This window comes from Mycobacterium simiae (genome assembly GCF_010727605.1).
GTDB classification, from domain to species: Bacteria; Actinomycetota; Actinomycetes; order Mycobacteriales; family Mycobacteriaceae; genus Mycobacterium; species Mycobacterium simiae.
This window is the reverse complement of the sequence record NZ_AP022568.1, coordinates 4,300,704-4,323,188: the sequence shown is the minus strand read 5'-3', so window position 1 is coordinate 4,323,188 and position 22,485 is coordinate 4,300,704. Positions and strand designations below refer to the sequence as shown.

Annotated in this window: 19 protein-coding genes; 11 read left to right on the top strand and 8 right to left on the bottom strand. The window is 65.9% G+C overall.

Annotated elements, in window-relative coordinates; all coding sequences use genetic code 11:
• Window position 1 precedes the first annotated feature (1 nt).
• The 9 genes from G6N33_RS20275 to G6N33_RS20235 all read left to right on the top strand — a co-directional run bounded on the left by G6N33_RS20275 (window position 2) and on the right by G6N33_RS20235 (window position 11,185).
• On the top strand, window positions 2-1,150 hold the full coding sequence (locus G6N33_RS20275; RefSeq protein WP_044507209.1) for an acyl-CoA dehydrogenase family protein: 1,149 nt from the start codon (window positions 2-4) through the stop codon (window positions 1,148-1,150).
• Window positions 1,147-2,082 (top strand): acyl-CoA dehydrogenase family protein, encoded by a 936-nt coding sequence (locus tag G6N33_RS20270; protein WP_044507210.1) that lies wholly within the window; start codon window positions 1,147-1,149, stop codon window positions 2,080-2,082. The genes G6N33_RS20275 and G6N33_RS20270 overlap by 4 nt, the downstream gene beginning before the upstream one ends.
• 49 nt (window positions 2,083-2,131) lie before the next feature.
• A complete protein-coding gene (locus G6N33_RS20265) occupies window positions 2,132-3,640 on the top strand; it encodes a class I adenylate-forming enzyme family protein (RefSeq protein ID WP_044507211.1) in 1,509 nt (502 codons plus the stop codon).
• Between the two features lie 426 nt (window positions 3,641-4,066).
• Window positions 4,067-4,477, top strand: a complete 411-nt coding sequence (lpqS, locus tag G6N33_RS20260) for a putative copper homeostasis (lipo)protein LpqS (protein WP_044507213.1) — start codon at window positions 4,067-4,069, stop codon at window positions 4,475-4,477.
• Window positions 4,478-4,655: 178 nt separating this feature from the next.
• Entirely contained in the window at window positions 4,656-5,771 is a 1,116-nt protein-coding gene (locus G6N33_RS20255; RefSeq protein ID WP_101528554.1) for an FAD-dependent oxidoreductase, read from the top strand.
• Window positions 5,772-5,822: 51 nt separating this feature from the next.
• Entirely contained in the window at window positions 5,823-6,563 is a 741-nt protein-coding gene (locus G6N33_RS20250; protein WP_232069439.1) for a DUF4396 domain-containing protein, read from the top strand.
• A gap of 83 nt (window positions 6,564-6,646) precedes the next feature.
• Window positions 6,647-7,675 carry a hotdog fold thioesterase gene (locus G6N33_RS20245; protein ID WP_044507216.1) on the top strand — a complete coding sequence of 343 codons (1,029 nt, stop codon included), beginning with the start codon at window positions 6,647-6,649 and terminating at the stop codon, window positions 7,673-7,675.
• 73 nt (window positions 7,676-7,748) lie between these two features.
• Window positions 7,749-8,954, top strand: coding sequence for an amidohydrolase family protein (locus G6N33_RS20240; protein WP_044507219.1), 1,206 nt, complete (start codon window positions 7,749-7,751; stop codon window positions 8,952-8,954).
• A gap of 266 nt (window positions 8,955-9,220) precedes the next feature.
• Window positions 9,221-11,185: a SpoIIE family protein phosphatase gene (locus G6N33_RS20235; RefSeq protein WP_044507220.1), complete on the top strand. Its 1,965-nt coding sequence runs from the start codon at window positions 9,221-9,223 to the stop codon at window positions 11,183-11,185.
• A 3-nt stretch (window positions 11,186-11,188) separates the two neighbouring features.
• Here the strand turns inward: G6N33_RS20235 and G6N33_RS20230 are convergent, their stop codons facing one another.
• From G6N33_RS20230 to G6N33_RS20205, 6 genes are all read right to left on the bottom strand, one after another.
• Entirely contained in the window at window positions 11,189-12,433 is a 1,245-nt protein-coding gene (locus G6N33_RS20230) for an acyl-CoA dehydrogenase family protein (protein ID WP_044512132.1), read from the bottom strand.
• Window positions 12,430-13,575 (bottom strand): acyl-CoA dehydrogenase family protein, encoded by a 1,146-nt coding sequence (locus G6N33_RS20225; protein ID WP_044507222.1) that lies wholly within the window; start codon window positions 13,573-13,575, stop codon window positions 12,430-12,432. The genes G6N33_RS20230 and G6N33_RS20225 overlap by 4 nt, the downstream gene beginning before the upstream one ends.
• Window positions 13,576-13,650: 75 nt before the next feature.
• A complete protein-coding gene (locus G6N33_RS20220; RefSeq protein ID WP_044507223.1) occupies window positions 13,651-14,616 on the bottom strand; it encodes an alpha/beta hydrolase in 966 nt (321 codons plus the stop codon).
• Between the two features lie 91 nt (window positions 14,617-14,707).
• Window positions 14,708-15,883: an amidohydrolase family protein gene (locus tag G6N33_RS20215; RefSeq protein WP_044507224.1), complete on the bottom strand. Its 1,176-nt coding sequence runs from the start codon at window positions 15,881-15,883 to the stop codon at window positions 14,708-14,710.
• Window positions 15,880-16,929 (bottom strand): amidohydrolase family protein, encoded by a 1,050-nt coding sequence (locus G6N33_RS20210; protein WP_044507226.1) that lies wholly within the window; start codon window positions 16,927-16,929, stop codon window positions 15,880-15,882. The genes G6N33_RS20215 and G6N33_RS20210 overlap by 4 nt, the downstream gene beginning before the upstream one ends.
• The gene (locus tag G6N33_RS20205; RefSeq protein ID WP_044507227.1) at window positions 16,926-17,285 is read right to left on the bottom strand and encodes a Rieske (2Fe-2S) protein; all 360 of its coding nucleotides are present in this window, start codon (window positions 17,283-17,285) and stop codon (window positions 16,926-16,928) included. Before G6N33_RS20205 ends, G6N33_RS20210 begins: the two co-directional genes overlap by 4 nt.
• 162 nt (window positions 17,286-17,447) lie before the next feature.
• Between G6N33_RS20205 and G6N33_RS20200 the strand changes: the two genes are divergently transcribed.
• Together G6N33_RS20200 and G6N33_RS20195 are read left to right on the top strand one after the other, a co-directional pair.
• Entirely contained in the window at window positions 17,448-18,683 is a 1,236-nt protein-coding gene (locus tag G6N33_RS20200) for a cytochrome P450 (RefSeq protein WP_044507229.1), read from the top strand.
• The gene (locus G6N33_RS20195) at window positions 18,680-19,837 is read left to right on the top strand and encodes a Zn-dependent alcohol dehydrogenase (protein ID WP_044507230.1); all 1,158 of its coding nucleotides are present in this window, start codon (window positions 18,680-18,682) and stop codon (window positions 19,835-19,837) included. Before G6N33_RS20200 ends, G6N33_RS20195 begins: the two co-directional genes overlap by 4 nt.
• A gap of 53 nt (window positions 19,838-19,890) precedes the next feature.
• Here the strand turns inward: G6N33_RS20195 and G6N33_RS20190 are convergent, their stop codons facing one another.
• Together G6N33_RS20190 and G6N33_RS20185 are read right to left on the bottom strand one after the other, a co-directional pair.
• Window positions 19,891-21,795 (bottom strand): YhgE/Pip domain-containing protein, encoded by a 1,905-nt coding sequence (locus G6N33_RS20190; RefSeq protein ID WP_044512133.1) that lies wholly within the window; start codon window positions 21,793-21,795, stop codon window positions 19,891-19,893.
• Window positions 21,796-21,797: 2 nt separating this feature from the next.
• Complete coding sequence (locus tag G6N33_RS20185) at window positions 21,798-22,475, bottom strand: hypothetical protein (protein WP_044507232.1); 678 nt, start codon at window positions 22,473-22,475, stop codon at window positions 21,798-21,800.
• Window positions 22,476-22,485: the final 10 nt, after the last annotated feature.

Genomic DNA, 22,485 nt, shown 5'->3' with positions numbered 1-22,485 from the left:
GATGGACTATGACCTCGGCGAGGACGCCGTCGAGCTGCGACACCGCCTGCGGGAGTTGATCGCCACCCATGTGCCCCCCGACTTTCTCGGTGCCTGCACCGACGATCCGCAAGACTTGGCCACCACCGAAACGTTCTGCAAACTCCTGGCCGCCGAAGGACTGCTGGCGCTGGCCTGGCCCAAAGAGCATGGCGGAGGTGGTGGTTCGGTCTGGCAGCAGACGGTGCTGCGCGAGGAGATGTGGGCCCAGCACGAACCCCGCGGGCCGCAGTACATGGGGATAAACTGGGTCGGTCCGGCGTTGATGCGGTACGGCACCGCCGAACAGAAGGACAAACATCTGGCCGCCATCGCCTCCGGCGATGTGATTTGGTGCCAAGGCTTTTCCGAACCGGAAGCTGGGACGGACCTGGTGTCCCTGCGCACCCGGGCCGTGCGCGACGGGGACTGCTGGCGCATCACCGGGCAGAAGGTGTGGACGTCATATGCCCAGATGGCGTCCTGGTGCGTCCTCGCCGCATGTACCGATCCCGACGCGCCAAAGCACAAGCGGCTCACGCTCTTTCTCATCCCGATGGACCGGCCCGGTTTCACGGTGCGGCAAATCCCGTCCATGCTGGGGCCGCATCACCTCAACGAGATGTTCCTCGACGGTGTTCAGGCTTTCCCCGGTGACGTCCTCGGCGAGCCGGGTGACGGCTGGCGCGTCATGCGCGAAGCGCTTGCCTTCGAGCGCGTCGGCATTGCCCGGTACGCGCGCTGCGAGTCGCTGTTGCATCGCTTGCAGGACGAACTCGGCGATCATTGGGACCTGCTGCCCGAATCGCTTCGGGCGCGCTGGGTTCGGGCCCTGGTCGACCTGCGGGTGGCGAGGCTGCTGGCGTATCGCGCCGTGTCATTGCAGGACGATCCGTCGGCGGGGGCGGCGGCCAGCGCGGCGCGCATCGCCACCACCACCTGTGATCAGCAGGTCGCCGAGTTGCTCTTCGACGTGCTCGGGCCGACCGCGCTGGACGGTGGCACCTCGGCGGCCCTGCACGGCGCGATCGAAGACCATTGGCGCTACGCACAAGCCGCCACCGTGGCCTCGGGAACCATCGAGGTGCAACGCATGCTGGTGGCCCGAGACGCTTTGGGAGAACATCGGTGAAAACCACGCTGCCACAAGATATCAGCGACTTCGCGGCGGTGGCCGCCAAGCGTTTCGATCGGTTGGGCGGGCCGCAGGCCGCGCTACGCGCCGAGAGCGACGACAGCGTCCGCGACGCCGCCCGCGGTGCGCTGGGCGACCTGGGCGCGTTCGAACTCGACGTCCGATCACGAACCGACGATCTGCTGGCCGCGGCGGTCCTGTGTCAGGCCGCCGGCGCAAACGTGGTGCCCTATCCGCTCGTCGAGGAACTGCTGGCCGTCGATGGGGCCCGGCTGGCTCTGGTCAATCCGGACGCGCCGCGCGTCGATCACGGCGATCTGGCCGGCGACTGGATCGCCGCCGACCTGGACGGCAATCGGTATCGGCTGCAAGCGACGTCGCGGACAACCGCCAAACTGGGGCCGTTCCTGGTGCCGGCCAGGTTGAGCACACCCGACGGGACGGTTCCGGCCGCCGACGTTAACCTACATCTCGTGCTGGGATCATGGCGGATTCTGGGAGCGGTGCAGCGCTCGCTACGCATCGTCACCGATCATGTCCAGACCCGCATCCAGTTCGGTAAGCCATTGGCAGACTTCCAGGCCGTGCGCTTTGCCGTCGCGGACGCCTCGGTCGCCGTGCGTGGGCTGCACGAGCTGGCCAAGTACACCATCTGCCGCCCGGCATCGCTGCCGCTAACGGTGCACTCCGCGGACGCACTGGTCCTGCGGTTCAAGGCCGCCGACACCGCAAGGCAGGTGCTGCGCACGTCGCACCAGTTGCTCGGCGCGCTCGGCTTCTGCGACGAGTCCGACGTCAGCGTGCTGGATCGCCATACCCAGCCGTTGATCCGGTTGCCGCTGGGCGCAGAGGCGCTGGGATTGCGGCTGATCGCCGACGTGCGCGACGGCTCCCTGGAAACCCTGTTCAGCGAACCGGTATCCGCATGAGTCGCGCCGACGACGACGCAGAGCGCAGCGATGAGGAGCAGCGGCGCCGATGAGTCAGACCGAGCCCCTGCAGTCACAGGCGCCCAATCCACTGGAAGACGGCATTCCGTTCGGAACCAAACTGCAACAACTTGCCGAAGAGCAACCCGACAAAGCCGCCGTCACCGTCGTCGCGCTCGACGGGACCGCCCGGACGTTGACCTTCGGCGAGCTCGATGCCCGCGCCAATCAGTGGGGACGGGCGTTGGCTGCCCACGGAGCCGAGGTGGGTTCGTTTGTTGCCCTTGCTATTCCGAATTCACAGCACCTCGTGCTGGCGACGCTGGGGTGCTGGAAAATCGGCGCCGTGCCGATCCCCATGCATTGGGATCTGCCCGAGTGGGAGCGCGACCGGGTGCGCGGCGTGATCAATCCCGCCGTGGTCGTCGACGAAGCCAGCCGGTGGGCGCTGGACGCACGTGCGGCCGGCGAATGCGACGGCCCGCTACCGGTTGCGGTGTCTCCCACCGCGAATGGAATCTGCAGCAGCGGGTCGACCGGCGTGCCCAAAGTGATTGTCAATCTCGCTCCGTCGCTGTGGATACCGCAACACGGCGAACCGTTTCTGGCGAACTGGACACCGGTGGCCAAGCCGCAAACCATCCTGGTGCCTGCACCCATGTATCACACCAACGGCTTCGCCACCTTCCTGATGCTGCTCAGCGGTGATCATCTAGTGATACTCGAAAAGTTCGATGCGGCAGTGTTTATCGACATGGTGGAGCGCTACCGGATCACGAACTTTACCGCCACCCCGACGATGCTGGCCCGCATCGCCGCCCTGCCCGACATCCGGCGGCGCGATCTGTCCAGTGTCGTGTTCATTCTGCAGGGCGCCGCGGTGATGCCGCCCTCGCTGTTGCACACCTGGTTCGAATTGCTCAGCCCCGAACAGATCGTGACGGCGTACGGCATGACCGAGAACCTCGGCCTCACCGCGTTGCGCGGCGACGAATGGCTGGCCCATCCCGGCAGCGTCGGTCGCGGCTTCCGCGACACCCAGATCAAGATTCTCGACGCCGACCAGAACGAGTTGGGCCCCGGCGAGGACGGTGACGTCTATCTGCGTTCGATGATGAGCGCGGGCTATCGGTACCTGGGCGGGGCAGCGCCACTGCCGTCGACCGAAGACGGCTTCCGCTCCGCCGGCGACATCGGCCATCTTGACGAGGACGGGTTTCTCTACATCGTCGACCGCCGCGTTGACATGATCGTGACCGGCGGCGCGAATGTCTTTCCGGCGGAGGTGGAATCCGCGCTGGCCGGCCACCCGGGCATTGCCGACGTCGTGGTCATCGGCCTGGCGGATGAGCGGTGGGGACGACGGGTGCACGCCGTGGTGCAACCCGCGCGCCGCGACGGCGCAGAACCGCTGACCGAGCAACAGGTGATCGAGTACGCCAAGAATCGGCTGGCACCGTACAAGGCGCCCAAGACGGTCGAGTTCGTCGATGCAATCCCCCGCACCGCGGCAACCAAGGTCAATCGGTCGGCCATGATCGCCGCCCGCGGCGGGTAACCGTGCCGGACCACTATCGAACGTATGTTCGGCACTCAAGAACGTTCCGCGGCGGCCGTGGTCGACCCTGGCCGCACGCCGCCCGAAAGCCGGGTGTCCCGTCCCACGCATTGGCCGATTTCGTACGTTGCCGCGATTTGACGCCATAACCGCGACGTCCGCCGGGCTCAACGTGCCTGCTACGGCCCACCAGCACCGGACGTTGAGGCGCCCCGTTCTGACGTCTGGGCAGAATCGGTCCCCCTCGGTGCTATACCCCGTACCCGTACGATATGAGAGATAGTCTCACCCTGCCTGCTTCAAGCTGCGACTAGATCTACTGCTCCATACCATCTTTGACATTCCATCGTGGCGATCGGCGCGCCGCCTGTCACGCTTCTCGCGGATACCCCCGGGGGGTGCTAGCATCGAGTCGTTATGTGCCCGATGACCGCCCCCACGAACAAGTGGCTGCGCTACGCGACCGCGGTCATGGCCTTTTTCTGGGCTCTCGCCGCTGTCGCCGGGTGCCACCTTCCCCACCTGCCGATGTCGGCGCCGCAGCTGCCGACGATGTCGGCGACTGCCATGGGCCATGCCGTCGCCGCCGCGGTCGAGCACGCACCGCCCGGCGCCCACCCGTGCTCACCGATGGATCGGAACTGTCAGCAGGCGGCGCAGGCATGCACGACAACTGATTTGGTGGCACTTGCCGTCGCGGCCGCGCTAACGGTGGTGTTCGCGTCGCCGGCCTGGCCGGTGGTGTCGACACCCCGCGGCCCGCCACGGCCCGACGGCTTCGTTCCACATCGGCCGGGTCGAATCATCCTGATCCGCCACTGCATCGCTCGGATCTGACCGGCCAGCGCCAAGCTAACGCGTTGACCGCCACGGCTTGGTTTCGCTGTCCATGCCGGTTGCCGCGCACCCGCGCGGAGGTTCAGAAACGAGAATTCCAGATGAGCTTCGTCCTATCGAAATACCGTAATATGTTCCCTGCCAACACTTTCGGCAACCGATCGAGGCGGGTGCGGCCATGAGGGCGCGCAGGGATCGACCGCACGCGCTGGTGATTGGGGCCGGGGTGAGCGGTCTGACCACGGCGCTGATCCTCGCTCGGGACGGCTGGCGGGTGACCGTTGCCGCCGATCGGTTTGACCGCGACACGGTGTCGACGGTCGCAGGTGCGGTCTGGGAATGGCCGCCGTCCGTGTGCGGCCGCCACCACGGCCAAGCCGTGCTGGCCCGCTCGGCCGGCTGGGCCAGGGATTCCTACCCGCGCTTTGCCCGACTGGCCGCCGACCCGCGCACGGGTGTGAGCCTGCGGCCCGCGGTCTTCTACTTCCCGCGACCAATCACGGAGGATCCGGCCGAGTCGGCAAAAATGGCCGAGGTCGAACAGTTCGTGCCCGGCTTCGTCCACGACGCCGAACTCATCGACGCCCACGGCATCAATCCCCAGTCCGGGATGGTCGACGCCTACTCGTACCTGGCGCCGACCATCGACACCGATCAGTACCTGGTCTGGTTGTCGCGCCAGGCCGCGGCAACCGGCGTCAGGCTGACCAGACGCCGCATCCGTGGAGCACTTGCCGAGCAAGAGAATGAGTTACGCGCCGAGTACGGGGCCGAACTAATCGTCAACTGTTCCGGGCTGGGCGCCCGCGAGCTGGCCGACGACTCGACGATGGAACCGCACCGGGGCGCCCTGTTGCGCATGGTCAACGATGGCAGCGCGATGACGCGGGTGACGGCGGTGCACGCCGTGGCGAACGACATCAGCACGGACAACCAGGACATGGTGTTCATCGTGCCCCGCGGCGCCGATCGATTGCTGATAGGCGGACTGGTTGAGCCGGACCAATACGACACCCGGCTCGACCTGGACAACTATCCGCCGCTGCGCGGCATGCTCGAGCGCTGCGCCGAATTCCTGCCGGTCCTCCGCCAGGCCCAGCTCGACCCGAACGACCCGGTGCGGGTCGGACTGCGACCGTTCCGGGCAGGCGGGGTGCGGCTGCAAGTGCAGCCCGGCACCCGGATCGTGCACAACTATGGCCACGGCGGTGCCGGTGTCACGTTGTCCTGGGGCTGCGCCCTCGAGGTCGCCGCGTTGGCCGACATGGTGCTCGCCGATCAGGGCGTTGCCTGAAATTCCTTGACACACAGTACAAACCGATCTGAATTAGGAAGGACCCAAATCATGATGATGATGGCAATGCCCGCACCGCAGTGGGTGACAGTCGTGGCCTGGATAGTGACCATCCTTGGTGGGATGGTTGCCGGTGTCATGCTCGCCGATATGTATCTGGGCGGTTATCGGCAGCCGCTGCGGGCGATGGAGGCGGTCTGGCCGGTGACGGCGGTCTATGCCGGTCCGGCCGCCTGGTGGGCCTACCTCCGGTGGGGCCGGTCAGCCACCTCGCGATGGCAGAACCGACACGGTAGGGCACCCCAAATGGGCCGTGCCGCAATGGCTGCCGTGCAGACGCTGCCCGGCGGCGCGGCCTCGTTCGTCGGCCACATGATCGCCATGCCGCTGGTGATGTGGACGGGTTGGACGATCGGCGGTCAGGGCGTCTGGCCGATGATGCTGCTGATCGCGGTCTTTGCCCTGCCGCTGCTCATTGCCTTCGAGTATCACGCGCTGGCGTCGGCCGGGCGGATCACGTCGGCGGCTCACCGTTGGTGGCTGGCCTCGCGCATCTCGATTCTCGCGATTGCCGCATTCGACGTGGGCATGGGCGCTGCCATGCTGGTGGTGGCATTCGTGTTGCGGTACTCCCCCGATTCCATGGCGTTCTGGCTGGTGATGTGGGCCGGTATGTGGCTAGGTTTTGCGACCGCTTACCCGATGGTGCGGTGGCTGCTTCCGAAGGACACCACCGACACGGCGAGCCCGCAAGCTGCCGCCCCTCACCCGCAGGTCCAGACCGCCGGGTAAACCGAGGCAGCGGACGGCCCGGCTCGCGCGGTAACCTCATTCTCATAGCGCAGACGTGCGCGACGGAAGGGAACCAATCGGCCATGACCGCCCCGAATGATGGAGCCGAAGTCACGCGCGGCGACCGCTTCATCAAGACGGCCGTGGAGATTCTGCGCGAGACGGGCCGCACGGACTTCACCGTGCAGGAGGTCGTCGCCCGGTCCAAGACCTCACTGCGGGCCTTCTATCAACATTTCAGCAGCAAGGATGAGCTGTTGCTGGCTCTGTTCGACCGAACGATCGCCCAGTCGGTGGCGACCTGGCGAGCCGAGACCGAGGGGCTGGACAGCACCGCCGCACTCAAGCTGCTCATCGACCGCGTCGGTCAACAGCCCGAATCCAGTACCCAGGACAGCCTGAATCGGGCGCTGGGCCTCTACAACCACCACCTCGCGGAGACGCGTCCGCGCGAATACGCCCGGGTACTGTCTCCGCTGCACCGATTGATCCGCGACATCGTCGGCCAAGGCATCACCGAGGGAGTGTTCAATCCCGCGCTCGACGTCGAGTCCTCGGCGGCGATCGCCATGCAGACCATGGTGGGGGCACAGCGATTGCATTGGCTGGGCGCCGAATTGAACGGAACACCGGTGGACGCCGGTCAACTGTATGAATTCCTCACCCGCGCGCTGGGGATCCGGGACGCCGACGACGAGACTGGCCCGCCATCGCTGGCCGAGTTGTTCGGCACCATCGGCCTGCGAACCGGTTCTCGCAACGGCGAATTCGCGATGACGCTGCCGGTGAGCCCGCATGTGGTCAACACTTCCGGTGCACTGCAGGGCGGGCTGATCGCCACGCTGGTCGATGTCGCCGGCGGGCAGTTCGGACTGGATTATCTACAGCCGGGCACCACGATGACGACGGCCGACCTGTTCGTCCGGTACCTGCGACCGATTCGGCAGGGTTCCGCGGTGGCCGTCCCGCGGATGTTGCGGGCCGGCCGACGGTCGATGGTCATGCAGATCGACATCTACGCCGACGGCGACGACGAGGTCGCCGCAACTGCCACAGTCAATTTCACCATCGTCAACGGCGCGACGCCGAAGGGTCTGCAGGCCGGCGGTTAGCCCGGTACGGGTTATTACACAGCAGTGGTAACGTCATTACCACGCATACAATTCAGCCTGCAAGGAGATCGTCATGCCGTCTCGCGAGCTTCCGTTTCCCGTGTTCGACGCCGACAACCACATGTATGAACCGCAGGAGGCGTTGACCAAGTTCTTGCCGGAAAACCGTAAGCACGTCATCGATTACGTGCAGGTCCGCGGCCGCACCAAGATCGTGGTCCGCGGCCACATCAGCGACTACATCCCCAACCCGACGTTCGAGGTGGTGGCCCGACCCGGCGCCCAGGAGGACTACTTCCGCAACGGCTCGCAGGGTAAGAGCTACCGCGAGATCCTCGGCGAACCGATGAAGGCGATTCCGGCCTTCCGTGAACCGGGCGCGCGCCTCGAGGTGATGGACGAACTCGGCATCGATTACGCGCTGATGTTCCCCACGCTGGCCAGCCTGGTCGAGGAGCGCATGAAGGACGACCCGGAGATGATGCACGACGTCATCCACGCGCTCAACCAGTGGATGTACGAGCAGTGGTCGTTCAACTACAAAGAGCGCATCTTCGCCACCCCGGTGATCACCCTGCCGATCGTCGACCGCGCGCTCGAAGAGCTGGAATGGTGTCTGGAGCGCGGTGCCCGCACCGTGCTGGTTCGCCCCGCGCCGGTGCCCGGCTACCGCGGCAGTCGTTCGTTCGGACTGGAAGAGTTCGACCCGTTCTGGCAGGCCTGCGTTCGTGCCGAGATCCCGGTCTCCATGCACGCCTCGGACAGCGGGTACTCCGAGCTGCTCAACATCTGGGAGCCGGGTGACGAGTTCTTGCCGTTCAAACCGACCGCCTTCCGCAGCCTGGCCATGGGCCATCGGCCGGTCGAGGACGCCTTCGGCGCATTGATCTGCCACGGCGCGCTGACGCGCAATCCGGATTTGCGGATCCTGTCGATTGAGAACGGCGCCGACTGGGTGCCGCATTTGTTCAAGGGGCTTAAGGGTGTCTACAAGAAAATGCCACAGTCGTTCGCCGAGGATCCGATCGAGACATTCAAGCGGTGCGTCTACGTCAGCCCGTTCTGGGAAGATCGGTTCACCGAGATCGTCCACATGGTCGGCACCGACCGCGTGGTCTTCGGATCCGACTGGCCGCATCCGGAGGGCCTGAAGGACCCGATCAGCTTCGTCGACGAGCTGACCGACTTCAGCGACGAGGACAAGGCGAAGATCATGGGCGTCAACCTGATGAAGCTCATGAAGGTGTCGCGGCCGGCCAAAAAGCCCGTCTCCGCCTGATCTGGCACCGCCACGCCGCCCGCGGTAGGCCCTCGCAGCGGCGCGGCCCGTAGACGCGACGTTCGGCGGTGCACTTGAAAAGACGCTCCCTCCGAAAGGCCCGCCGACGTGCTCGGACCCGCCGCCGATGCGAAACTGGTGCACTAACCACCCGGCGGTGGTTGCTAATCTCATTACTTGCGCGTGTTCAATAGATCGCGCTTTGCTAGATTTTCAATTCGGTCCATGGAACAGCCCGCGGGAGGCTCCGTAGGAGGGACGGCCAGATGGTGGCCGAAAAGGACTGGGACAAGATTGCTGGTACGGCCGACGACGTTCGCCGCATCTTCGAGAACGTCCCCGCGATGTTGCTCGGCCTCGATGGTCCCGAGCATCGCTTCATCGCGGCCAACGCGGCGTATCGCTCGCTCAATCCCGGGTTCAGCCCGGTCGGGAAGCGGGTCCGCGAGGTGTATCCCGAGCTGGAGGGCCAGCAGATCTTCCCGATGCTCGACCGGGTTTATCGGACTGGCGAACCGCAAACCGGGACCGCATGGCGGCTGCAAGCCGACTTCGCCGGGGCGGGCATCGAAGAGAAGTACTTCGACTTTCTCGTCACGCCCCGCCGCGGCCCCGACGGTTCCATTGAGGGCGTACAGGTCCTTTTCGACGACGTCACCGAGCGGGTGCGGTCGCGCTCGGCCGCCGAGGCGCGCATCCAGGAGTTGTCCGAGCGCTACCGCAATGTGCGCGACTCGGCCATCGTCATGCAGCAGGCCCTGCTCGCCGCCACAGTGCCCGTCGTTCCCGACGCCGACATCGCCGCGGAATACCTGGTCGCCGCGCAGGACACCGCGGCCGGTGGCGACTGGTTTGATGCGATCGCGCTGGAGAATCGACTGGTGCTTGTCGTGGGCGACGTCGTCGGCCACGGCGTCGAAGCCGCGGCGGTGATGTCGCAGCTGCGCACCGCGCTGCGGATGCAAATCTTGCAGGGCCACACCATTACCGAGGCACTCACGGCATTGGACCGATTTCACCAGCATGTCCCGGGCTCGAGGTCGGCCACCTTGTGCGTCGGCTCGCTCGACTACACCACGGGCGAATTTCACTACTGCACCGCCGGTCATCCGCCGCCGCTGTTGGTGACCGCAGGCGCCGCCGCACGCTACCTCGAGCCCTCCGGCGCGGGGCCGCTCGGCAGCCGCGTCGGATTTTCGGTGCGCAGCGAACCGCTGGACACCGGCGACTCTATCTTGTTCTACTCCGACGGCTTGATCGAGCGACCGGGCCGCCCACTGGGCGCCAGCACCGCCGAATTCGCTGACCTGGCCGCCAATATCGCCGGCGGCGCCAGCGGTTTCGTGATGGACACGCCCGCCCGAACGATCGACCGCCTATGCTCGGAGACACTCGAATTGTTGCTCCGCTCAACCGGTTACAACGACGACGTCACACTGCTCGCGGTACAACGGCGCACGCCCCCGCAACCGCTGCACCTGACGCTGGACGCGACGGTCCACGCCGCACGGGTCGTGCGGGCGCGGCTTCGCGAGTGGCTCTCCGAGGTCGGTGCCCACGCCGACGACATCTCGGACATCGTGCACGCGATTTCGGAGTTCGTCGAGAACGCGGTCGAACACGGTTACGGCACCGAGGTTCCCGACGGGGTTGTGGTCAACGCGTCGCTGTCCGGCGATGGCAACCTACATGCGGCCGTGATCGACCGCGGGACATGGAAGGATCACCGTGCGGGTGAACAGGGCCGCGGGCGTGGACTTGCGATGGCCGATGCGCTGGTGTCCCAGGCACTCATCACCCGCAGTGACGCCGGAACCACAGCCAGCGTGACCCATCGTCTGTCGCGACCGGCGAACTTCGTGACCGATACCGTCGTCAACCGCGGCCGCTACCAGCGGCCCGGCGACCACGAGTTCAGCTCCGTGCTCCGGGGCCCCGGACACATCATGGTCAGCGGCGATGTCGACTCCATCACCGCGTCCACCCTGGACCGCCAGCTCGCGGTTGAAAGTCGTTCGGGCATCGCACCTTTGACGGTCGACCTGAGCGCGGTCACCCACTTGGGCTCGGCGGGCGTCAGCGCACTGGCCGCCGCGCGGGATCGAGCCGGCAGACAGGGCGGCAGCTGCGTGCTGATCGCACCGCCGGGCAGTCCCGCCCACCACATCCTGTCGATGGTGCAGATCCCCGTCGTCAGCGGTGATAGCGAAAACGTCTTCGTCGAAGACTAGCGTTCAGCGGGTCTGGCCATGCCGCACCTGACTGAACGGCACCCCACGGTCGGCGGCGTATTCGCGCGGGAAGCCCAGCACCCGTTCGCCGATCACATTGCGCGCCATTTCCGTCGTGCCGCCGCCAATGGCGACGGTCTGCCGGGCCAGGTAACGCAGCCCGGTCTCCAGCCCCTCGCCCACCTCGCCAACCACGCCGACGGCCCCCGCGATGGCCGTTGCGATGTCGATCTCGGTTGTCACGGTCTCGGAGTGGAACAACCGGATCAGCGTCCCGGCGGCCGGCGGCAGGACCCCGTCCCGGACATTTCGGTAGACGTGATCGATCAGCTGGTCGGCCACCGCCCGGTGCACCAACGCGCGGCCCGCCATTTCTCGTGCTCGTTCGCTGTCAGCCTGACCGGTCTTGGTCAACAACCCCACGTAATCAACGGGGATCGCGTTACCGCCCTCGCTGCCACTGCCGCTGGCGAACTCCGAACCCTGCCCCACGGCCCGGCGTTCGTGATACAGCTGGCGCGACGCGACCGCCCAGCCACCGTTGACCTCCCCGACGACGGCGTCGTCACCGACGTCCACACCGTCGAGGAACTCCTCGCAGAACTCGGTCGACCCGCTGAGCATGGTGATGTGGCGCAACGTGATTCCCGGATGATTGATCGGAACCAGAAACATCGTCAGGCCCTCGTGCTTGGGGACATCCCAATTCGTGCGCGCCAAGCACAGGCCGTAGTCGGCGGCGAACGCACTGGTACTCCAGGTCTTGGCGCCGTTGATCACCCAGCGGTCGCCGCGGCGTTCGGCACGGGTGATTACCCCGGCCAGATCGGATCCGCCACTGGGTTCGCTCAACAGCTGCACCAGTACCTCGTCGCCGCGCAGCGCCGCCCCGATGTGTTGCGTCTTCTGCTCTTCGCTGCCGGTGTCGAGCAACGTGGCGCAGCAGATGGTGAAGGTGGGAGTGTTCAGGATCAGCGGCATCTCATAACGCAGCGACTCCTGGTCGAATGCCTTCTGGTACGCGTAGTCCAGGCCCAGGCCGCCGTATGCACGGGGGAAACAGATTCCGGCGAATCCGCCTGCGTACAACCGCTTTTGCAGGTCGCGAGCCCGCTTCCACGCCTCCGCGTCGTCGCGCGGTGCGGGCGGCGGACAGTCGGGGTCGATGGGCGGCATGTTGTCCGCCAACCATGCGCGGGCGCGGGCGGCGAACTCGGCGACGGATTCCGTCGGCTGACCCGGAGTCATTTCGCGCACCGACCGGCTTTTTCGGCGTCGTACACCCGTAGGTTGTGCTCCTCCGGTGTGCCGAACAGGGAGCGGTACAAGGCAACTCGGCGTAGGTAGAGGTGCAGGTCGTGTTCCCAGGTGACACCGATACCGCCGTGCATCTGCACGCAGCCCTGCACAATTCGCCCGGCCATCTCACCGACGTAGGACTTGGCGACGCTAGCCGACAAGCTCGCCTCCGGCGCGCGGGCGGCCACGTCGGCAACCGCGGCGGTCGTGGTGGCACGGCAAGCCTCCAGCCACAGTTTCATATCGGCGAAGTTGTGTTTGAGCGCTTGGTACGACGCCAGGGGGCGGCCGAACGTGTGCCGGTCCAGGGCCCATTGGACGGTGAAGTCGAACACCGTCTGCAGGACACCGACCACCTCCGCGCACTGCAGCACCTGCGCGATCTGACTCTGCCGATCGATCAGCGCCTCCGTGTCGGCGGCACTGCCGACGGCGGCCGACGCGGCCACGAGGACCCCGTCGAAGTGCACGCGCGCGTATTGCTTGACCAGATCGACCGACTGCTGGGGTTCGACTCGAACACCCGCCGCGTCCGCCGGCACCAGGAACTGACGAACCTCGTCGCCGGATCGCGCCACCACCAGCAACAGGTCGCTCTGGGCACCCGCCTCGACACGGTCCTTGGTGCCGTCGACACGGTAGCCGCCAGCGTCGGTCGGGGTGGCGGTCACCGTCGGCTCCAGCGGTGCCCAGCCGCGGCCAGGTTCGGAGACCGCCCAGGTCGCCACCGCCGTTCCGGAGATCAGCGACTCGATGGCGTCTGCATGCGCTTGGGCGTCAGCGCCTTCGACCAACGCCGTGAGCACGACGCTGACCGGGTAAAGCGGCCCGGGCGCCACGGTCTTGCCGAGTTGTTCGGCCACCATGGCCAAATCCGTGACGCCGTTGCCTGAGACGTTGCCGCCGCCCAGTTCCTCCGGGACAAGCAACGCCGTCCAGCCAAGTTCGGCGGCGCGCCGCCACCAGGCCGGATCGAAGGAAAGGCCGGCCGCGTGCAACTCCCGGACGCGGGCCAGCGGGGCTTCCTTCTGCAGGAAGGCCGCGGTGGTCGAGGCGAACAGCGCCAGTTCTGCAGAATCAGCCGCGGTCACAGTCACCAGCCGATGCTAGCAACGACCGATACCGTAAGTGCTACCGGAGCTGGGTCGATACCGTGGTCGCGGCCGTTACATCGCGAACACGCGGCGCACCGACTGCGCGTGTAGAGCCCGATTTTCTTGAGACACAACCCAATCCGGTACCACCGCATCGAAGCCGTTGAATGTGGCTGCGATGACGTGCAATTCGGTATGGACGAAGGCGTGCAGCAGCCGGTTGGCGTAGTCGATGGCCTCGTCGCGGCACGGGTCGATCTCGGAGCAACTGATGAAGGTCGGCGGCAGCCCCTCCAGATTCGCCCGGTGTGCGGGCACGTGCTGGCCGCTGGCACTGTCGTTGCCCAGGTAGTGCCCCCACGCCCGGCTCACCGCGGGACCATTGAGCCCCGGGGTGCGCTGGAACTCGCGTCGGGACGGTGTGGTGTCGCTGTCGAGCATCGGCTGGTGCAGAATCTGCATCAAAATCGGCGGCCCCTCGTTGTCGAACATGCGCTGGGCCAGCCCCGCGACGAGGGCGGCACCGGCGTCTCGACCCATCACCGCGATTCGGCTCGGATCCAGTTCGAGCTCAGCGCACTTGCGGATGGCGTAGTAAAGCCCCGCCTCGACGTCGTCGAGCGCCGCCGGGCACCGGTGTTCGGGCGCCAGCCGGTAGTCCACCGACACCACCAGGCAGCCGCCGTCGCGGGCCAGTTCCACACACTGCGCATGATCGGTGTCCAGGTTGCCGGTGACGAAGCCGCCGCCGTGGGCATACAGCAGCAACGGCGCCCCGGCGCCGCCTTCGATGCAACCGCGGTAGAGACGGAGGTTCAGTTGATGGCCGCCCGGCCCGGAGATCGACCGTGATTCGATGACCACGCCCGCGGTGTCGACCGTGGCGGCACGCTCGGCGGCCAACCGGTCGGCGTGCTCACGCTCCGCGGGCAACGTCTCCGCACGGAATTCGACGACACCGAGCTCGCTCGCGGCGTCGCGCAGCACCGGATCGATGCGGTTGATCCCTTGCGGACGGGTCAGTTCCGTTTGTGTCATACCCTCTCAACTTCCGGCGCGATGGGTCGGGTTCGTCATCTGGTCCCGGCGAATCCCGCCGGAAACCTTCTCCAAGGTAGACCCGAGCGAATCAGCTCTCGCCGGTGCCGGCGGCCGACCGCTCACCGGGCAGCGCCTTGACGGTCGCCGGGAGGCCGTACAGGGCCGTCGCGTTGCCGCGCATGATGCGCTCCCGCTGCTCGGCGGGAAACCTGTTGATGGCGTACGTCGGCGAGTCATAGCTCCAGTGCGGATAGTCCGTCGAGAACATGAGATTGTCACCCAGGTCCATCATCTGCAGGTATTCGCGGAACTCTACGGTGTCGACGTCCTCGAGGGGCTGCGTGGTGAAACGGACGTGCTCGCGCACGTACTCCGACGGACGGCGCCGCACCTGCGGCAGGTCGCCGCGGCGGGCCTCCCAAATCCGATCCATCCGGGACATCACTGGCATGGCCCAGGTAAAGCCGCCCTCGACGAAGACCACCCGCAGATCGGGATGCCGATCGAAGGCGCCGTCGAACACCAGGCTCATCAGGTGCGAGACATATAGCAACGGCCAGGACGCAAAAAAGTCATGCCAGTGAGCCGGGTTGCCGACCGGATAGAGCGGCACCAACTCGAAGGGCGTCTGGCCCATCAGATGAGTGGCCACCGGGAGCCCATGGCGTGACGCGGCGGCGTAGAGCGGATCGAAATGTGGGTTGCCGAAAGGAATTCCGCGCGTTTGCGGCGTCATCAGGACCTGGGCCAGGTAGGGATGTCCCGCCCAGCGCTCCACCTCGCGCGCCGCCAGCTCCGGTGTCTGCGCACTGACGCTGATCGACCCGCGCCAGCGGCCGTGCTTGTTGTGCTTGTCCAGCCACACATCGGCCAGCCAGTCGTTGTAGATCGACTTCAGCACGTGTTCGGCCTCGGGCAACTGCGCGTCGCACATCGGCTCCAGCGTCGCGATGCTGACCCCAGCGTCGAGCAGCAGTTGCTTGGCGGCATAGTCCGGGTCGGTGCCGGCGAAGCCACCGCCGGGCGGGGCGGCATCCACACGCAGCGACATGGTCTTGTAGGAATCCGGCGTGTCATAGAAGTGCGGCACCGGCGTGACGGCGTTGCCGGTCGGCCAGATCTTGTCCACCCAGGCTGGCGGCGCGTAGGACTTGAGCACGTCGGCCGAGACGGGCATCGGATGGACGTCGGTGTCGACGATGCTGACCGCAATCTCGTCGTCCTGAGCGGCGGCGATGGTATCGATGTGGGCCACGGTGGTCATCCGACACGCTCCTCGAGTCCGTATAGCTCAGTGGCGTTTCGCCACAAAACCTGGGCACGTTGGTCCGCGTCGAGCCCGTCGGCCATCGCCCCGGGCGGCGACGTCGACCAGTGCGGGTAACTCGACCCGTACATCACCAGACCGGCCTTGCCGGTGAACTCCATCCAGCGCTGTGTCGAGGCGGAGTCGACCGGCCCGTCGAACGCCGACGAGCAGAACCGGACATGGCCGGGCAGGTATTCGCTGGGATACCGGTCGACCCAGGGTGTCTGGTCGCGCATGGACAACCAGAACGTGTCCAGCCGCCACATCAACGGCGTGAGGATGTCGTAGCCGCCGTCGGCGAATACGAACTTCAACCCCGGTAGCCGGCCGAACACGCCCTCGATGATCAGTGTGGCCAGATGCACGAAGTAATTGAGCGGCATGAACGCCGCGTAACCCGGGTAGGTGTGGGCATGTCCCGCGAAGGTGGGCGGATGGTCCACGCCGTTGCCGCCGTTGATGTGCACCGCCACCGGTAGCCCGTGGGTGGCGGCCGCCTCCCAGATGGGCTCGAACATCGGCTTGCCGTACGGTTCGCGTGACTGCATCGGCACGCCGACCTGCACCAGCTTGGGATGCCCGGCCAGCCGTTCGATCTCGGCGACGGCGCCCTTCGGGTCTTCGGGATTGACACGGATAGTGCCGAGAAACCGGTCGGTGGTGTCAGGCTCGAGCCATCGGTCCAGCAGCCAGTCGTTGACCGCGGCGCAGATGCGGCTGTTGAGCAGGTAGTCGGCGATGTTGCCGCGGGTCAGCGGGTTGAGGATGGCGAAGCTGATCCCCAGCTCGTCGAATAGGTGGCCAGCGACCGTCTCCGGGTCGGAGCCGGGGTAACCCTGGCCGTACAGGTCTTGGCGGTAATCGCCCCCGGGTGCCTGGTACCACTGTTGCTCCACGTCGGGGATCGCCCGCAGTTGGTGCGCGGCCGGTAGGTAGCGCCGGATCTCGGCGTTGTAGCGGAAATGCGGTTGCACATTGGCATCGATGACGGGCCCGTTCATGCGGTCAGGTACACCTCCCCGTCGGTCACGTCGACGCGGTAAGTGCGCACGCGACGCTGCGGGTCAGCCACGTTCTGACCGGTTGTGATGTCGAATTCCCAATTGTGCCAAGGACATCGGACGATCTGACCATCCCGTACCCGACGCACACCGCCGGGTTCGTCCGGCGATGGTTCGGTGGTGCCGCCGATCAGGCCCAGACACAACGGAGCGCCTTCGTGCGAGCAGTAATTCACGATCGCGTACAGCGCGCCGCGCACGTTGTACACACCGACGCCGAACTTGCCGACGTCGACCAACTTCATCGCGCCGGGCGGCAGCTCGTCGAGGGAACACACGAAACGCCGCTGAGGCACCAGGAATCACCGCCTCGTCGACATATCCAAGACCTGTTCGGTCAATACTGAGCCCTTTACGGTAACCACCACAAGCCATTGGGCTTCGTTGCTATTTATACTATGATAGCGAAATTCCGCAGGAGCCGGCCTGCGTCAACGGGTTGCCCAAGAGGAGCACTGATGCCGCTACGCACCGACCGTCCCGATGCGCATGCCCAGCCGGTCACCCTCGATTTCACGGGTGAAATCAGCCCGTATCCGTTCTTCGAATACATGCGGCGCACCGACCCGGTCTGGCACGGCGCGCTCGGTGATCACACGCAACTGCCAGAGGAACTGCGCCCGAGCGACGAGTGGGCGCTGTTCGGGTATGACGAGGTATTCCAGGCTTTCCGCGACGACCGGATCTTCACCTCGGCCGGCTACGACAAGACGATCGGGTTGGTCATGGGCCATACCATCTTGGCGATGGGAGGCAAGGAACATCACGACCACCGCAGCCTGGTGGCCAAGGCATTTCGGGCCACGGCGCTGCAACGCTGGGAACCTGCCGTCATCGGGCCGGTGTGCGATCAGCTGATCGACGAAATCAAGGACCAGGGTCAGGCCGACCTGGTCAAGGCGTTGACGTTCGAGTTCCCGACCCGGATCATCTCGGTTCTGCTCGGTTTGCCTCCCGAGGATCTCGACATGTTCCGGCGGCTGTCGCTCGACCTGATCTCAATTCCGACCGACATCGTCGCGGGACTCAATGCCGCCGCGGAGTTGCACGGGTATTTCCTCGAGCAAGTCGAGCAGCGGCGCCGGAAGCGCACCAACGACATCATCGGCGATCTGGTGGCTGCCGAGATCGACGGCGAGAAACTCACCGACGACGCCATCATCGCGTTCCTGCGCTTGCTGTTGCCCGCCGGCCTGGAGACGACCTACCGCTCGTCGGGAAACTTGTTGTACCTGTTGCTCACTCATCCCGACCAGCTGGAGATGGTCCGGCAGGACCGCGCGTTGATCCCCGCCACCATCGAAGAGGGCTTGCGGGTGGAGACGCCGTTGACCATGGTCATGCGCACTACCACCGAAGAAGTCGAAATCGGCGGCAAGGTAATACCCGCCGAGGCGCAGGTCGACATGTGTGTGGGGTCGGCCAATCGCGACGAAAGTCGTTGGCCCCATCCGGACCGTTTCGACATTCACCGACCGCGCAACGCCCACATCGCATTCGCCGGTGGCATCCACATGTGCCTCGGCATGCATCTGGCCCGGCTGGAAACCCGGGTCATGCTCAACAGCCTGCTCGACCGCGTCCGCAACCTGGCGCTGGTGCCCGACGACGGCACCGGCGAGGAGTCTCGCATCATCGGGCTCACCTTCCGATCACCGAACAAGCTTCCTGTCACGTTCACCCCGGCCGCATGAAAAGCCGGGCGGCCATCCTGCACGATGTCGGCGGGCCTTGGTCCGTCGAGGAATTCGAGCTGGACTCGCCGAAAGCCGGCGAGGTGCTGGTCGAGATGGCGGCCGCGGGAATGTGTCACTCCGACGACCACATCCTCTCCGGCGACATGTCGGCACCCAATGAGACGTTGCGCTCGCTCGGGCTGCCCACCATGTTCCCGATGATCGGCGGTCACGAGGGCTCGGGAGTGGTGCGCGAAGTAGGCGACGGCGTAATGGAATTCGCACCCGGAGACCACGTTGTGATGTCGTTCGTCGCGGTGTGTGGACAGTGCCGCTGGTGCGCGAGCGGCCTGGAATACCTCTGCGACATGGGTGCCGGCGTGCTGACGCCGGGCATGCCGACCGACGGTACCTACCGGCATCACACCGCAGACGGCAAGCCACTGGGACATCTGGCCAAAGTGGGCGCGTTCGCCAATCACACAGTGGCGTCCGTGAATTCACTGGTGAAGATCGAGCCGCACCTGCCGTTGGCGCCCAGTGCACTGCTGTCCTGCGCCATTCCCACGGGTTTCGGTTCGGTGGCCAACCGCTCCAACATGCGCCCGGGCGATACCGTCGTGGTGGTGGGTGTCGGCGGCATCGGCACGGGTGCGATCCAGGGCGCCCGCATCGGCGGCGCCGCCCATATCGTGGCGGTGGATCCGGTGGATTTCAAACAGAAGTCGGCCCTGCAATTCGGTGCCACTCATACCGCCGCGAGCGCAGTCGAAGCGCTGGACCTGGTGCGCGAGCTGACCCACGGGGTGATGGCCGACGCCGTGGTGCTGTCGCCCTCGCTCATCACCGCCGAGGATGTGCGTGACGCGGTCAGGCTCACCCGCAAGGGCGGGACCTGTGTGCTCACCGGGATGACCTCGCAGTTGACCAGCTCGGTCAAGATCGATCTGCAAGAGTTCATCTTGAGCAACAAGTCGCTCGCCGGCACCGTGTTCGGCTCCTGCAACCCGAAGGCCGATGTCTTCCGGCTGGCCCGGCTCTACCAGACCGGACAGCTGCTGCTCGACGAGATGATCACCCGCCGTTACCGTCTCGACGACATCAACGAGGCGTACGACGACCTGCGGAACGGCAAGATCGTCCGCGGCATCATCGATTTCGGGATCGAGTGACGTCACTCCCACGCCTTGACACCCGTTGCAGCGGGCCCAAGCATCGCGAGTCGCTACATCTTGATCGCGGGGATCAGTCTGCTGAGATTCCAGACGCGGTCTCGTCGCGCAGACAGCGATGAGATCGCCAGCGAGACCGCCGTTATCGCGACCAGCACGATAACCGCCTGCCAGAGCCGCGCATCGATGCCGCCGAGGACGAGCTGCCGGAGCCCGTTGACGCCATAGGTCATCGGGTCGAAACGATGCAAGACTTGGAAAGGCCGTGACGTGGTTTCCACGGGATACATCCCGCCCGCGCTGACGAGCTGCAGCATCAGCAGGGCCATGATCAACACCCGGCCCACCGCCGGACCGACAAGTGCGTTGATCGCCTGCGTCGCGGCCACGAATGCAGCGGAAATAAGGATCATGAACCCCAGCATCGCCACCGGGTGCACGGCGTGCACACCGAGGGCGAACCGGACGACGCAGTAAAGGATGGTGGCCTGGAATACCGCGATCGCCGCGGCAGGTAGGTAGCTGGCGAGCACCACGCGGATCTCGAACACCTCCGCCGCGATCGCACGACTCTGCAAGGGCCGCAGCACCATCCATAGCACCAAGGCACCGAAGAACAAGGCCAGCGTCAGGAAGAACGGAGCCATGCCGGTGCCGAAGTTGGGCGCGGCGTTCTCGTGTGAAGCCTTGAGTTGGACCGGACCGCCGATAGTGTCGGCGACGGCATCCTTTTGCTGAGTCGTCCAGTCGGGCAGCTGCTTGGCCCCGTCGGCGAGTTTGGTCGCCAGCTCGGCCGACCCCGCCTTGAGTTGGTGTGCGCCGTCGTCGAGTTTGGCGATGCCGCCGGCCAATTCAACGTTGCCGCTGGCAACCTGCTGGGCCCCGTCGCGCAGCTGGGTGAGCTTGTTCGTCAGGTCCTGGCCCTTGCTGCCCACCTGGTCGAGCGCCGACCCGAGCGGACTGCCCGGGTTACGCAATCCCGATGTCAAGGCGATCGCCGCGTTCTGCGCATTGGTGAGCTGCTGGCGGATCTGCGGCGTGAACTGGTGGCCCCGAAGCTGATCTTGGATGCCGCGCAGGTTGTTGGCCAACGGATCCTGGCGAGCGGAGAGCTGATCGATCACCGGCGACAGCGAGTCCGCGGCGCCATCCTGCGCCGCGGCAATGGCGCCGATCTGGTCGTTGGCCTGCTGCAGGGCGGCCGCGCCCTGCTGCAATTGCTGCGTGCTGCCGCCGATCTGTGACAGTGCTCGGGATATCGCGAGCAGCGGGTCGGTGGCCTGGTTGATCCCGTCCGACAGTTGCTGGGCGCCGGTCGCAAGCTTCGCCGCGCCGGACCGGGCGCTGTCCAGGCCGGTCACCAACTGACCAGCGCCGTCATCGAGTCGAGCGGCCCCGTCGGCAGCCTGCTTGATCCCCGCACCCGACGAAACCACCACCGACAGCACCTGATTGACCGCCTGTCCCGAGATCCGGCTGGACACGGCGTTGAGCACCTGGCCGATCGCGGTGCGGCCAATGCTCGTGGAGATGTAGTTGTTGGCGTCGTTGTAGACGGCAATCAGATTGGCTTTCTTCGGCTGCCCGGTCACCGGCGATGCGATCGCCGCGCTGAAGTCCGGCGGCAACTCGACCATGAAGTAGTACTTGCCGTGATCGACGCCGCTGCGCGCTTCCGCCAAGTCCACAACGTGCCAGTCCAAACCGCCGTCCGCGGTCAGGCTCTTGGCGATCTGGTCGCCGGCGTTGAACTGCTCGCCTGACACCACGGCGCCGCGGTCGGAATTGACCAGAGCCACCGGCATTTTGTTGGTGTGGCCGAAGGGGTCCCAAAACGCCCACAGGTACAGCGCCCCGTACACCAACGGCAGCAGCATCAGCACGACGATCGCCACGCGCGTCAATCGGCTGCGCCCGAATCGCTTGATCTCCGAACCGAATGCGAGTCCAGCCAGCATCATTAATCCCCTTCGGCCAGGTCCCGTTGATCGTGCAGTTCATGCTCGGGTGCGTCGGTGCCGAGCGGGTTGGTCACACCGACCACGACGGTGCGCTGGTTCGCGATCACGCCGAGCCGCTGCACCGCGATCGCACGCCGGGAATTGTCGCGAACCTGTTCCAGGTCGCCGACCACCAAGATCGGACGATTCGACAGCAGCGCCAGCGTGATGCGCAGCAAAAACAGCTCTAGGTCCGACAATTCGACGATGTACGTGCCAGGGGACGGCGGGGGTAGCTGGCCGAAGACTTCCATCAGCTCGGCCTGCCCGGCTTGCAGCGGCACCAGCGAATACCACGGCGCCAACCACCGGCGTTGTTCGGCGAGCACCGTGGCCACGGTCACCGACTCCTCCAGGTCGTCAATGTCGTCAAAGGCAGCGATCGCACAGTGCCGACGGATAGCGTGCAGCGTCGTTTCACCGAGCACGGTCAGCGAGCCGTGGCTGGGCTTGAAACGTCCCGCGAGTGTCAGCAGCAGTGTGGTCTGCCCGGGGCCGCCGGGCATCTGAATTGCGTGAAAGCCCGACGACAGCGCGAGGTCGACCCCCGAGAAGATCGGCCCGTGTTCGCCGTCGACGCCTAATCCCTTGGCGATGATCACCGGCGCAGTCGTGTCCGGCTCGTCTTCGGTATCCATGGTGAAGTCC

Excerpts from the sequence above, each read along its gene's own strand:
- G6N33_RS20265 (WP_044507211.1), top strand. The coding sequence starts at position 2,132 with ATGAGTCAGACCGAGCCCCTGCAGTCACAGGCGCCCAATCCACTGGAA.
- G6N33_RS20255 (WP_101528554.1), top strand. The coding sequence starts at position 4,656 with ATGAGGGCGCGCAGGGATCGACCGCACGCGCTGGTGATTGGGGCCGGG.
- G6N33_RS20210 (WP_044507226.1), bottom strand. The coding sequence starts at position 16,929 with ATGAACGGGCCCGTCATCGATGCCAATGTGCAACCGCATTTCCGCTAC.
- G6N33_RS20195 (WP_044507230.1), top strand. The coding sequence starts at position 18,680 with ATGAAAAGCCGGGCGGCCATCCTGCACGATGTCGGCGGGCCTTGGTCC.
- G6N33_RS20230 (WP_044512132.1), bottom strand. The coding sequence starts at position 12,433 with ATGACTCCGGGTCAGCCGACGGAATCCGTCGCCGAGTTCGCCGCCCGC.
- G6N33_RS20250 (WP_232069439.1), top strand. The coding sequence starts at position 5,823 with ATGATGATGATGGCAATGCCCGCACCGCAGTGGGTGACAGTCGTGGCC.
- G6N33_RS20215 (WP_044507224.1), bottom strand. The coding sequence starts at position 15,883 with ATGACCACCGTGGCCCACATCGATACCATCGCCGCCGCTCAGGACGAC.
- G6N33_RS20235 (WP_044507220.1), top strand. The coding sequence starts at position 9,221 with ATGGTGGCCGAAAAGGACTGGGACAAGATTGCTGGTACGGCCGACGAC.
- G6N33_RS20275 (WP_044507209.1), top strand. The coding sequence starts at position 2 with ATGGACTATGACCTCGGCGAGGACGCCGTCGAGCTGCGACACCGCCTG.
- G6N33_RS20185 (WP_044507232.1), bottom strand. The coding sequence starts at position 22,475 with ATGGATACCGAAGACGAGCCGGACACGACTGCGCCGGTGATCATCGCC.
- G6N33_RS20220 (WP_044507223.1), bottom strand. The coding sequence starts at position 14,616 with ATGACACAAACGGAACTGACCCGTCCGCAAGGGATCAACCGCATCGAT.
- G6N33_RS20240 (WP_044507219.1), top strand. The coding sequence starts at position 7,749 with ATGCCGTCTCGCGAGCTTCCGTTTCCCGTGTTCGACGCCGACAACCAC.
- lpqS (WP_044507213.1), top strand. The coding sequence starts at position 4,067 with ATGACCGCCCCCACGAACAAGTGGCTGCGCTACGCGACCGCGGTCATG.
- G6N33_RS20190 (WP_044512133.1), bottom strand. The coding sequence starts at position 21,795 with ATGCTGGCTGGACTCGCATTCGGTTCGGAGATCAAGCGATTCGGGCGC.
- G6N33_RS20200 (WP_044507229.1), top strand. The coding sequence starts at position 17,448 with ATGCCGCTACGCACCGACCGTCCCGATGCGCATGCCCAGCCGGTCACC.
- G6N33_RS20245 (WP_044507216.1), top strand. The coding sequence starts at position 6,647 with ATGACCGCCCCGAATGATGGAGCCGAAGTCACGCGCGGCGACCGCTTC.